The following is an 11979-nucleotide window of genomic DNA, read 5'->3' as shown; positions in this document are numbered from 1 at the left end:
CAGGGCGCCGACGATGACGGGCCGGTCGATATCGTTTTCCAGGAATTGCACCAGCACTTCCTGGCCGATGCGCGGCAGGAACTGGCTGCCCATGCCGCCGCCGGCGGCGCGCTGCGCTACCCGCACCCAACACGTTGCGCCAGTCTCTTGCTGCCAGTGAAAGCGGATGCGCACCCGGCCCAGCTTGTCGCAGTAAATCTCATCGGCGCCGCTGGCCACGTCATTGCCATCGGCGCCGACGACGATGGCGCTCTGGCTGCCCAGGGCGGTAGGTTTCGGATGTTGGCGCAGTCCGTTTTCCCCCAGTAGCGGGCGCCACGGCGTGGCCGCGGCAAGCATCTCGATGCAGTTGGCGTAGCCGCTGGCCATCGCCTGGGCGATAACCTGCTCGAAATGTTCAATGTAGTGCGGCCCCAGGTTCAGCGTGCCCAGGCTTTCCTGCAGCAGTTCCGGGATCGGGCCGAACAGTTCGGCCAATCCTTGCCGGGCCGGCGCCGGCAGGTTGTTGACACCCACGCTGCAGACGCGCAACACGGTGTAGGACGGCGTATCGCCGCCCGCCGCCTGTAAGGGTCCTTGCGTCAAGGTAAAACGCGTACCGGCGCGCAAGGTGCGCACCGTCGAACGCGCAACGCAGCGTTCGACGCGCGCTTCGATCGCCTGCATGCGCAACAGCGCGTAGCGGCTGGCCTGGGCAGCGTCGGCATAGTAATACTGGCCCGGTGTATCGTAGCTTTCCAGCAGTGGCGCCTGCCGGCCGCCCACCGCCGTCCGGGTCGGCACGCTGGCCGCGACCGCCTGCTTTGCCTTGTAGTCATAACTGAGCACCGTCGCCAGCGCCGTGCTCAGCGAACGCGCCGTGCTGAATGCCTGCAGCGTGTCGCCCCGCTCGCCAACCCTCGCGCCATGAAAGCGGATGCCGCCGCCGACCGCGCTGGACCTATCTTCCGGCACGGCGCTGTCGGCGCTGCTGTCGGCAAACAGCACCAGGCAATGGCCGCCGTCCTGTTCCTCAAAGCGCCATGCCAGCCCTTCTTCCGTCAGCAGGCGGCCGACGAAATCGAGGTCCGATTCGCGGTACTGGCAGCAATAGCTGCGCGCCGCGGCGCCGTCCATGAACGGGCGCGTGTCGTCGCTCCAGCGCCATAACGCCGCCGGCGCATAGGCCTGGAACACGGAATCGACGATCTCGATCACGGACTTGTCTTGCCAGACGCGGCTGTTACGCACCTGGCCCAGCCGCCACAACCACGGTGTCAGGCGCAGCCGGTAGCGCGCCAGGCCGCCCAGGCTGCCCAGCATGGCCGCCTCGCTGATATGGCCGCTGAAACTGGCGCGGCTGCCATCAAACAGGCTCACCTGCAGCGTGGCCAGCTTGCCCAGCATGGGCGCCAGCGCCAGCTGGGCGCTGGTCGACAGCACGATGACATCGCGCGCCCCGGGGGTCTGCAATTGCTCGTCGCAGGCGAACGCTTCCACCAGCAGGGGCGCAGTCTTCTGCCCGCTATCGTCTTCAAACTTGAGCTCGTACAAGCGCGTGATGCTGGAGAACGCTCCCAACGCGGCGCCCACCTGGTCCAGCAGCGCTGTGCTCATCGCGCGCCTTTCGCCGCTGCCTTGGCCGCCTTGCACAGGGGCTTGTCGACGCGGCCGGCGCACGTTCTCTGACGGCAGCTATCGGCCGCCGCCGGTTTCAATTTGCTGCATTGCTGCAACTGGGCTTGCAGGCTGGACGGCGTTTTTTTGGGCGGCTTGGCCGCCTGGGCGTGCGAGACCAGCGCGGCCAGCAGGGCCACGTCGTTTTCCTGTTCCGGCGTGGTGGCGGGCTTGGCCGGTGCCGCAGGCTTGAGCGGCTTGGCCGTTGGTTTTTTTGGCGGCGCCGCCTTGGGCGCGCTCTTCTGCGGCCTCTCAAGAGCCTTGCTCAGCACATCCCTGGCGCTGGGTACGGGAGCCGAAACCGGAGCCGGCAGGTCGGCGTCCAGCATTTCGCTCAAGCTCTGCTGCGGCAGTGCCTGCTGCTCCTCCTCGCGTATGCTGGCCGCGGCGGTGACAGGGGCGGCGGCTGGTGTTTCCGGCGCTGGCGCCGTGCTGGACAATGCCGGTTCGGCCTGCGCCGCCGTTTCGCCTTGCCCCAGCCAGGCACCGGTGGCCAGCAACAGCATGGCGCCAGCCAGCATGCCCACCCAGACGGCCCACCGGCCGATGCGCCTGCCTTCATGTGGCACGGGCGCGGGCCGACGGCCGCCTTCAAGGTGGTTCAGGATACGGCTGCGGTCGGCCTCGGCCTGTTGCGCGGGCGTCAGTAAGCTGGGCCGTGTCGATGGCCGTCGGCTGTCGTCATTGCTTTGCAAAATCTTAACTCCTGTCAATATTTACAACACCTTACGACAATAAAAAAAAGCGTGACGCATGTTAGGAAATCAACAGTGCGCACCCGGCGCACAATTGAAACAAAGCTCCCGTAATTAGCAAGTTAGTAAGATATACTCAGAGGCAATATTAGCGAAAACGCTGGCACCGCGGCATTCAGCTGCCCATGCATGGCGCCTTTTTTCGAACGGAGTGGGCGTGTTTTTACTGGCGGTGGCACTCTATTTTTTACTCGCATGCCTGATCAGCTGGCTGGCGCTGTTTCCATCCGGTCGCGAACTGGTACTGCGGACGCTGGCGACGGCCGAACAAGGCCTGGCGGCGCGGCTCGATCGGCTGGCCCGGCGCAGGAACGCGGGCCTGGACACCTTGCGCCGTGGCGGCGCCAGGACGCTGCTCGGCGGCGCGGCATTCGTGCGCCGCCATTACCTGCTGTTCCTGGGCGGTGCGGCGGTGGTCTGCCTGCCGCCGGCGATCGCCTTGCTGGCAGGCAGCAAGAACATGCTGGGCGGCTACGAGGTCTCGACGCGCGAAATGAATACGCAGGTATCGGCCCTGCTGCAAGGTGAACAGCTGGTGCCGCCGGTAGACCTGCCGCCGCTGGTGTTTGCCACCGAGGAAGTGCAGCAAGTGCGGCCGATGCTGGTATCGGCCAGCCGCAACTGGACGCTGCTCAATGCCGAATATGCGCAAAGGCTGCTGCTGGTGTTCAAGATCATGAAAGAAAAACATGGTTACGACATGGCCATCCTGGAAGGCTACCGCAGTCCGGAGCGGCAAAACATGCTGGCCGGCATGGGCAGCAATGTCACCAATGCGGCCGCGTTCCAGAGCTGGCATCAGTATGGCCTGGCGGCCGATTGCGCCTTTTTGCGCGACGGCAAGCTGGTGATCTCGGAAAAAGATCCCTGGGCCATGCGCGGCTATCAGCTGTATGGCGAAGTGGCCGAATCGGTCGGCATGACCTGGGGCGGCCGCTGGAAAATGATGGATTTCGGACACACGGAACTGCGCGTGCCGGGTGTGATGAAAAAACAACGATGACTGGAAGGAACACATATGGCTGGTCCCGTAATCAGATTGGGCGATAAAACATCGCATGGCGGCAGCGTGCTGGAGGCCTCGGCGATGACGGACAGCGGCGGCATCGGCATCGCGCGCGTGGGCGACAAGGTCTCGTGCCCCCTGCCGGGCCATGGCACCTGCCCCATCGTCAGCGGCGACGCCAGCTGGATCATCGACGGCAAGCCGGTGGCCCGCCACGGCGACAAGACCAGCTGTGGCGCGATGCTGATCGCCAGCCAGCAAGCCACCACGGATCAACTATGACGTCCCGCCGCCACTGCAAGGAAGTGCGCTGATGCGCCCGTGGCTGCGGCGCAGCCTGCTGATACTGGCCGTGTTCGCCCTGTGCTGGGGCGGCGCAATCTGGTACTGGCGCACCAGCATGCGCATGCCGTCGACGGGCGACCTGACAGGCACCATGCTGGCGTTGCCGCTGCTGCTGCTCGCCAGCTGGTGGCTGGGCAAGAAACTGCTGGCCAGGCTAGCCGCGCCGGCAGCGGCGCCGGCCGATGCCGCCGGCAGCGACGCCCTGGCGGGCGGCATCGAAGCGCCGCCGCGCGCGCCGCTGCACCTGGCCGCCGCCGCGCTGCGCATGCCCGGTGGCGGCTCGGCGCCGGAACTGGCGGCCGCGCTGCAGGACAAGCAGCAGCGCCCCGAACTCGATCCGGAGCTGACCGATGCGCAAGGCTACCCCGTGATGAGCGCCCGCGTGGCGGATCTCGATGAACAGGGCCAGAAGGAACTGCTGGACGACTGGCTGCGGACCCGTCCTGCCGCTACGGCGCAGGGCGCGGCAGCGCATTTCGATGCCGAACACTTGCGCGCACTGGCGCTGGGCGCTGGCGTATTGAATGAACTGATGCAGGAAGCGGCGATGCACGCGGCGCTCGACGGCTACAAGACGGTGCAAACGGGCGCGCGTGCCGCCCTGCCGACCCTGCAACTGCATCTGCTGTTGCCGCCGGACTGGGACAAGCCGCAGCGCGACATGGGCGCCGCCTGGCTGCACGCGCAAGCGGGACAGCAAGGCTGGCCGTCCGACAAGCTCAGCGTGCACCTGGCCGGCGACTGCGGGCCGCTGGCGCTGATCGAACAGCTGGCCACGCAGGCTGCCTTGCAAGAGGTGCCGTGCCTGGCCATCGTGCTCGCTTGCGCTTCCCATATCGGCGAGATGACCGTGCATGACTGGACTACGCGCGGCCTGCTGTTCAATGCCGGCCAGCCGGGCGGGCAGATTCCCGGCGAAGGCGCGGCCGGCCTGTTGCTGGCCGACGCGGCCCAGGCGGCGGCGCTGCAGGCCGACACGCCGGTACTGCTGCACCATGCCAGCACGGCCGTGCGCGGCCAGTCGGCGGACAGCCGCGGCCATGGCGATGCCAGCTTGCTGGCCGAGCTGGGCGGCAAGGCGATGTCGGCCGCGTCCGTCGCCCCGGCCGCGATCACGCGGCTGTACGCCGATGCCGACCAGCGCTCCAGCCGCATGATCGAACTGATGAACAATGCAGGCACGCTGCTGCCCGATATCGACCTCAGCAATGACGTACTGAGCGTGTCGGCGGCCTGCGGCCAGAGCGGCCAGGTGGCCACCCTGGCGGCTCTGGTGCTGGCGCGGCACGAGGCGGCCGAGAATGCCAGCCAGGTGCTATGCCTGAGCAACCTCGATGCCTTCCACCGGGCCGCCGTAGTGGTGGGTCCGGCCGCCGATGCCGCTCCTGCCGCTGCCCCTGAAACCCTGGCCGCGACATGACCCCTCCTTCCACCATGCCTATCAACCTCTCGCCCCTCATACTATGATGCAACGATTCTGGCATTCCATTACTACCCGTTTCAGCCTGTTCGCCATCGGCTTCGTGGCGCTGGCCGCGCTGCTGGCCAGTTGCGCCGTCATCTTTCAATGGCCGCTGGTATGGATCGTGCCGCCACTGGCGCTGGTCCTGCTGGTCGCCAGCGTGGTCTGGTGGCTGCAGCGCAGGCGCCGCCAGCGCGATGCCGCCCGGTTCGGCGGCATGCTGGAACAGCAGACAGCCGGCGCGGCGCCCAAGGCCGGGCCCGCCCAGCGCGAAGAAACCGAAGCCATCCGCAAGCGCATGCTCGAGGCGATCAGCACCATCAAGACCTCCAAGCTGGGCCAGCTGTCGGGCGACGCGGCCCTGTATGAATTGCCCTGGTATATGATCATCGGCAATCCGGCGGCCGGCAAGAGCACGGCGATCGCCAATTCCGGCCTGCAGTTTCCGTTTGCCGACAGCAAGATCGTGCAAGGCATCGGCGGTACCCGCAATTGCGACTGGTTCTTCACCACCGACGGCATCCTGCTCGACACGGCGGGCCGCTATTCCGTCAACGACGAAGACCGCGCCGAATGGTTCGGCTTTCTGTCGCTGCTGAAAAAACACCGCAAGCGCGCGCCGATCAACGGCATCATCATCGCCGTCAGCATTGCCGAACTGACGGGCAGCCGGCCCGAATTCGCCATCAACCTGGCCAAGAACCTGCGCCAGCGGGTGCAGGAGCTGACGGAAAAACTGGAAGTGCACGCGCCCGTCTACGTGGTGTTCACCAAGGCCGACCTGATTACCGGTTTCAACGAATTTTTCCAGGACACGGAACGCGGCGAACGCGACCGGGTATGGGGCGCCACCCTGCCCTACAGCCAGACCAGTTCCAAACAGGACGTGCTGGCACAGTTCGACCAGCGTTTCGACGAGCTGTATGACGGCTTGAAAGAGCTGAGCCTGGCCAGCATGGCGCTGCAGCAGAACGAACGCATGCCGCCGGGCGTCTTCACCTTCCCGCTCGAATTCAGCGCGATCAAGGGGTCGCTGCGCGCCTTCATCGCCACCCTGTTCGAGGAAAACCCGTTCCAGTTCAAGCCCGTCATGCGCGGCTTTTATTTCACCAGCGCGCTGCAGGAAGGCGCGTCGGTATCGGCCTCGTCGGAACGCGTGGCGCAGCGCTTCGACTTGAAATTGCAGCCGCAGCAACACAATGCGGTGCAGGACCAGCATGGCTATTTCCTGCTCAATCTGTTCCGCAAGGTGATCTTTGCCGACAAGGAACTGGTGGCCCAGTACGCCAGTCCAGCCAAGACCCGCCTGCGCTACGCCACCTTCTTTGCCGCCACCGCGCTGGTGGGCCTGGCGCTGGCCGGCTGGAGCTGGTCCTACATGGCCAACCGCCAGCTGGTGGCCAATGTGCAGGCCGACCTGGACCAGGCGATCAAGGTGCAGGACAAGCGCCTCGACCTGCAATCGCGCTTCGAAGCACTGGAAATCCTGCAGGACCGGATCGAGCAGCTCGATTCCTACCGCAACAGCCGCCCCGTCTCGCTGGGCCTGGGGCTGTACCAGGGGGATCTGCTGGAGCGCAAGCTGCGCGAGGAGTATTTCTCGGGCGTGCGTGAAGTGATGCTCAGCCCGGTGGCGCAATCGCTGGAAGCCTTCCTGGCCGAAGTCAACGCCGGCGCCAGCCACTTGCAGCCGATGGCCAGCACGCCGCAGTCGGGCGCGGTATCGGCCAGCGCGGCAGCCACCCTGCCCGCGCCGGCCGGCACCCTGGCCACGCCGGTGGCCGCCACCCCGACGCCGGCCTTGGCCAGCGCCCCTGCCGCCGCGCCGCCAGCCACGGCCGCCGCCGTCAACCTCGGTGCGCAGCAGTTCAAGGATGCCTCGCCGGCGAATGTGGAAGACGCGTATAACGCGCTGAAAACCTATTTGATGCTGAGCGACAAGTCGCGCGCCGAAGCGAGCCACTTGAACGACCAGCTGACCCGCTTCTGGAGAGTCTGGCTCGACAGCAACCGCGGCAGCATGCCGCGCGAACAGATGATACGCAGCGCCGAACGCATGATTTCGTTTTATCTGACCCAGATCAACGACCCGTCATGGCCACGGATCGACAGCAAGCTGGCGCTGGTCGACCAGTCGCGCGATAGCCTGCGCCGCGTAGTGCGGGGCATGCCGGCGCGCGAGCGCGTGTACGCCGACGTCAAGGCGCGCGCGGCCACGCGCTTCGCCTCGATGACGGTGGCGCGCATCGTCGGCGAGCAGGACAAGGAACTGGTGCTGGGCAGCTACGCCATTCCCGGCACCTTCACGCGCGACGCCTGGGAACAATTCATACAGCAAGCCTTCCAGGAGGCGGCCAACCGCGAACTGCAAAGCGCCGACTGGGTGCTGAAAACGGCCTCGAAGGACGACCTGACCCTCGAAGGCAGCCCGGAGCAGATCCAGAAAGCGCTGGTCGAACTGTACAAGACGGACTACGCCAGGGAATGGCAGAAATTCATCCAGGGTGTCAGCATCCGCGAGTTGAATGGCTTCGACAACGCGGCGGCGGCCATGAACCGGCTCGGCGATCCGCAAACCTCGCCGATCAACAAGCTGATCGAAACCGTGTACAAGGAAACCTCGTGGGACAACCCGTCGCTGCTGGGCCAGGGCTTGCAGCGCGCCCAGCGCGGCGTGATAGGGTGGTTCAAGGAAACCATCCTGCGCCAGAAACCCTCGGGCATCAACGTCAACGTCGGCACGGGGGCAGCGGCCGCCGGCGCCTTGCCGATGGGGCCGGTAGGCCGCGAGTTTTCCGGCGTCGCCCGCCTGGTGGTGACCAAGGACAAGGACGCTTCGCTGATGCGCGGCTACATGGAAGCGCTATCGAAGCTGCGCGCCCGCTTCAACCAGATCAAGAACCAGGGCGATACGGGTCCCGGCGCCAAGCAATTCATGCAGCAGACGCTCGACGGCACCGGCTCGGAACTGGCCGATGCGCTCAAATACGTGGATGAACAGATGCTGACCGGCATGACCGACGGGCAAAAGCAGGCGATCCGGCCGCTGCTGGTGCGCCCGCTGATGCAGACGTTTGCCGTCATCATCAAGCCGACCGAAACGGAAATCAACAAGGTCTGGCTGGCGCAGGTGCTTGAACCGTTCCAGAAAACCCTGGCGCCCAAGTATCCGTTCTCGCCCGCCTCCGGTAGCGAGGCCAGCAATGCCGACATCGGCCAGGTGTTCGGACCGGAAGGCAGCATCGCCAAGTTCTTCAATACCACCATCGGCCCGCTGGTGGTGCGCCGTGGCGATTCACTCAGCGCCAAGACCTGGGCCAACATGGGCATCGGCCTGGCGCCGTCCGTGGTAGCCAGCTTCCCCGGCTGGATCGCTCCGCTCAGCGCCAACGGCGTGGCCACGGCGGCCGGCGCCGGCGAAGCGCAAACGCGTTTCGACCTGCAGGCGCTGGCCGCCAGCGGCGCCACCGAGTACACGATCGAGATCGATGGCCAGGCCCTGCGCTGGCGCGGCCAGCCGCAGCCGTGGATCCATATGGTCTGGCCGAATCCGCAAGGCACGCCCGGCGCGCGCATCAGCGCCATCACGCCGGAAGGCCGCACGGTCGTGTTGCTCAACGAACCTGGCCATTTCGGCCTGAAGAAAATGATCGATTCAGCCAAGCGCAAGCGCAAGGATGGCGGCGTATTCGAACTGAGCTGGGAAAACAGCGGCGTGACCGTGGCGGCCAACCTGAAGATCGTCGCCACGCCGGCGCCAGCCGCCGCGCCGAGCACCGCCTCGGGCGCTGCGGGCTTCCGCGGCCTGAAGCTGCCGGAAAGCGTGGCCCAGAGCGTACCGGCCGTCAACACCCCCGCGCCGGCAGCCCCTGCCAGCGCCATCGCGGCCAATGCCGCCGCCGTGCCATGAGCCGCACCACCGCCACCCCGATCGGCTATTTCGGCAAGCTGCCCAGCCGCGGCGACTTCGTCAAGGCCAGTGACAACCCGGCCCTGCTGAAGATCCTCGACGACTGGCTGGCGCAGGCGATGGACCTGCTCAGCGCCGACGCGCGCTGGAAGCTGACCTACGATGCGCTGCCGCCCATGCATTTCGCCTTTATCGGCCCGCGCCGGGGGCGCGCCATCGCCGGCCATATCGCAGCCAGCAGCGATGCCTCGTCGCGCCGTTTTCCCTTCCTGATGATGAGCACCATGGAAGTGGACCATCCGGCCGCGTTTGTCGCCAGCAGTCCGCTGGTGCTGTCGCGCCTGTGGAACCGTTTCGAGGCGCTCAGCAACGACATGCGCGGCCCCGATGCGGGCAACGCGCTGCAGGCGGCCACGCATGCCAGCATCGACGTCGACCTGCGCGCCGCCGCCTATGAAGCCGCCTTCAACGATTTTCTCGACATGCAGACCGTGGGCGAACTCGACGCGCTGTTGGCGCCGACCGGCTTCACGGGCACGGTGCGGCAAGTGCTGCTGGCGCTGGGCCTGCTGCTGCAGCCGGTGATGGCCAGCAGTTCCAGCCGGCTCGAGAAAAGCCTGGAACTGCCGCTGCCGGCCGATCCGCTGTACCGCAACATGGTGGCGGCGTTCTGGATGCACCTGATCACGCCGTTCCTGGCGCGCGCCGACTTCGAGCTGGCGCTGTTCATCACCCGGCTGCGCGGCCGCCAGACGCTGGTGCTGGGCTTTTCCGGCGCCTCGGCGCAGACCCTGCATGTGCTGATGAACCCGCAAGCGGCACTCGATCACCATATCGCGTTCGACGACCTGGACTGGGTCGAAGAACAGGTCGGCAGCGACTATGCGATCAAGAAAGTGTCGACCTATCTGGCGCAAGCCAACCTCTCGCTCAAATCGGCGCACGACTCCTTGCGCGCCGCCTTTATCGGAACCTGACCATGCGCATATCCCGGATCGTTCTCTTCCTCGGCATGGCGCTGGCCGCCATGTCCGCTTCAGCGCAAGCGCCCCTATCGATACCCACGGCCGCCACGCCGCAGCCAGGCCAGGTGCTGGCCAGCGGCACCGTGCCCGACGAAGCAAGCAAGGCCGCCGTACTGGTGCGCCTGCGCGAACTGTACGGCGCCGACAAGGTGGTCGACCAGATCGCGGTGGGCCAGGTGGTGTTGCCCGCCAACTGGAACGCCTATGTGCAAAAGTTGCTGTCACCCAATCTCAAGCAGATCAGCCGCGGCCAGCTGAAGATCGACGGCAGCGTCGTCAGCGTGCGCGGCGAGGTGGCCAACGAGGCGCAGCGGCAAAAGATCGCCAGCGATATCGCCACCAGCCTCAACCCCACCTACACCGTCAACAACGGCCTGCGCGTGTCGGCCAGCGAGCAAGGCGTGCTCGACACCACCCTGGCCAACCGCACCATCGAATTTGAAAGCGGCAAGACCATGCTGACGGCATCGGGCCGCGCCATCCTCGATGAAATGGCGGCGGCCATGCAAAAGCTGGCCGGCCGCAAAGTGGAAATCATCGGCCATACCGACAACCAGGGCTTGCGCGCCAGTAACCAGAGCCTGAGCCAGGCGCGGGCCGAGGCCGTCAAATTCTACCTGGCGTCGAAGGGCATCCACAGCGAACTGCTGACGGCGTCGGGCCAGGGCTCCGACCGGCCGATCGCCAGCAATGACACGGCGGACGGGCGCGCCCGCAACCGGCGCATTGAATTTCGCATGGCGCAATAACCATCTATCAGAGGACCACATGTTTTCAGCCGAACAGCTATTACTTCCGATCAGCAATGAACAACCGGCGGGCGTGGATCTGGCGTTCTCGCCCGAGCTCGACGCCATCACGTTGGCGCGCAAGTTCGACGACCCCTCGCTCGACCAGGGCGAATGGGTCGCCGACCTGAAGGAAGCCGACTGGGACTTCGTCGTGCGCAGCTGCGCCGGCCTGCTTGCCGGCAGCAGCAAGGATCTGCGCCTGGCGGTCTGGCTGACTGAAGCGGGCGCCAAGCGCTATCACCTGCGCGGCATGGCCGAAGGCTTGCTCGTGCTGGCGGGGCTGTGCGAAAAGTTCTGGGACCGGGGCCTGTTTCCGGAAGCGGAAGACGGCGACCAGGAGCAGCGCATCGGCAACCTGAGCTGGATACTCTCGCGCATCCCAACGCTGCTGCGCGAGGTGCCCCTCACGGGCGGCCCGGGAGGCGCCTTTTCCACCATCGATTTCGAGACCGCGCGGCGCCAGGCCGGCGTGGGCGATTCGGTCAGGCCGCATGAGGGCGTCAAGTTGTCCGACATGGAAGCGGCGCGGCGCAACAACTCGGCCGCCTTCTGCGCCAGCTTCGCCGTCGACGCGCAAGATTGCCTGGAAGCGCTGCGCAAGCTCGAAAGAGTCGTCGACGCCCGGCTGGGCAACGACAGCCCGGCCTTTTCCACGGCGCGCGAAGCCGTCGAAGCGATGCTGCGCGTGATGCCAGCCAGTGCCGGCGTGACGCCTGCCGCCGTCCCTGTCGCGGCGAGCGGAGCAGCCGCTGCCGCAAGCACGATGGCGCCTGCCATGCCGGCGATCCCGGCCGGCCCACCGGGCGCCATCGCCACGCGCGCGCAGGCGATCGAGCAATTGCGCGCCGTGGCGCAGTTCTTCCGCCGTAGCGAACCGCACAGCCCCGTCTCGTATTTTGCCGACAAGGCCGCCAATGCCGCCGACCAGGACTTGCACAGCTGGTTGCGCTCGGTGGTCAAGGACGCCAGTTCGCTGGCGCATATCGAAGAACTGCTGGGCGTACAGCCGCCCGAGAATGGCTGAAACCG

9 protein-coding genes are annotated in these 11979 nt (G+C 66.2%); 7 read left to right on the top strand and 2 right to left on the bottom strand.

Features of this window, described 5'->3' with window-relative positions; genetic code table 11:
• Positions 1-1596 (bottom strand): type VI secretion system Vgr family protein (locus IGS61_RS26960; RefSeq protein ID WP_230542389.1); only part of this gene is annotated, 1596 nt, incomplete at its 3' end.
• Positions 1593-2351, bottom strand: coding sequence for a hypothetical protein (locus IGS61_RS26955; RefSeq protein ID WP_230542388.1), 759 nt, complete (start codon positions 2349-2351; stop codon positions 1593-1595). The genes IGS61_RS26960 and IGS61_RS26955, both read right to left, overlap by 4 nt.
• A gap of 217 nt (positions 2352-2568) precedes the next feature.
• Here IGS61_RS26955 and IGS61_RS26950 point away from each other — a divergent pair, with 217 nt between their 5' ends.
• Genes IGS61_RS26950 through tssA form a run of 7 tightly spaced genes read left to right on the top strand, consistent with a single transcriptional unit; the run spans position 2569 to position 11974 of the window.
• Positions 2569-3414 carry a M15 family metallopeptidase gene (locus IGS61_RS26950; protein WP_230542387.1) on the top strand — a complete coding sequence of 282 codons (846 nt, stop codon included), beginning with the start codon at positions 2569-2571 and terminating at the stop codon, positions 3412-3414.
• A gap of 15 nt (positions 3415-3429) precedes the next feature.
• On the top strand, positions 3430-3699 hold the full coding sequence (locus tag IGS61_RS26945; protein ID WP_230542386.1) for a PAAR domain-containing protein: 270 nt from the start codon (positions 3430-3432) through the stop codon (positions 3697-3699).
• Positions 3700-3730: 31 nt separating this feature from the next.
• Positions 3731-5182, top strand: coding sequence for a hypothetical protein (locus IGS61_RS26940; RefSeq protein ID WP_230542385.1), 1452 nt, complete (start codon positions 3731-3733; stop codon positions 5180-5182).
• A gap of 46 nt (positions 5183-5228) precedes the next feature.
• Positions 5229-9134: a type VI secretion system membrane subunit TssM gene (gene tssM / locus IGS61_RS26935; RefSeq protein ID WP_230542384.1), complete on the top strand. Its 3906-nt coding sequence runs from the start codon at positions 5229-5231 to the stop codon at positions 9132-9134.
• Positions 9131-10111: a type VI secretion system-associated protein TagF gene (gene tagF, locus IGS61_RS26930; RefSeq protein WP_230542383.1), complete on the top strand. Its 981-nt coding sequence runs from the start codon at positions 9131-9133 to the stop codon at positions 10109-10111. Before tssM ends, tagF begins: the two co-directional genes overlap by 4 nt.
• A gap of 2 nt (positions 10112-10113) precedes the next feature.
• Complete coding sequence (locus IGS61_RS26925; protein WP_230542382.1) at positions 10114-10908, top strand: OmpA family protein; 795 nt, start codon at positions 10114-10116, stop codon at positions 10906-10908.
• Between the two features lie 19 nt (positions 10909-10927).
• The gene (tssA, locus tag IGS61_RS26920; RefSeq protein WP_230542381.1) at positions 10928-11974 is read left to right on the top strand and encodes a type VI secretion system protein TssA; all 1047 of its coding nucleotides are present in this window, start codon (positions 10928-10930) and stop codon (positions 11972-11974) included.
• Positions 11975-11979 lie beyond the last annotated feature (5 nt).

Source organism: Janthinobacterium sp. FW305-129 (assembly GCF_020858115.1).
Lineage (GTDB): Bacteria > Pseudomonadota > Gammaproteobacteria > Burkholderiales > Burkholderiaceae_D > Janthinobacterium.
The sequence above is the reverse complement of the archived record's forward strand: the minus strand, read 5'-3'. Positions and strand labels throughout refer to the sequence as shown.

Bases quoted from the DNA above. Each gene is read 5' to 3' on its own strand.
- IGS61_RS26945 (WP_230542386.1), top strand. From the start codon at position 3,430: ATGGCTGGTCCCGTAATCAGATTGGGCGATAAAACATCGCATGGCGGC.
- IGS61_RS26940 (WP_230542385.1), top strand. From the start codon at position 3,731: ATGCGCCCGTGGCTGCGGCGCAGCCTGCTGATACTGGCCGTGTTCGCC.
- tssM (WP_230542384.1), top strand. From the start codon at position 5,229: ATGCAACGATTCTGGCATTCCATTACTACCCGTTTCAGCCTGTTCGCC.
- tagF (WP_230542383.1), top strand. From the start codon at position 9,131: ATGAGCCGCACCACCGCCACCCCGATCGGCTATTTCGGCAAGCTGCCC.
- IGS61_RS26925 (WP_230542382.1), top strand. From the start codon at position 10,114: ATGCGCATATCCCGGATCGTTCTCTTCCTCGGCATGGCGCTGGCCGCC.
- tssA (WP_230542381.1), top strand. From the start codon at position 10,928: ATGTTTTCAGCCGAACAGCTATTACTTCCGATCAGCAATGAACAACCG.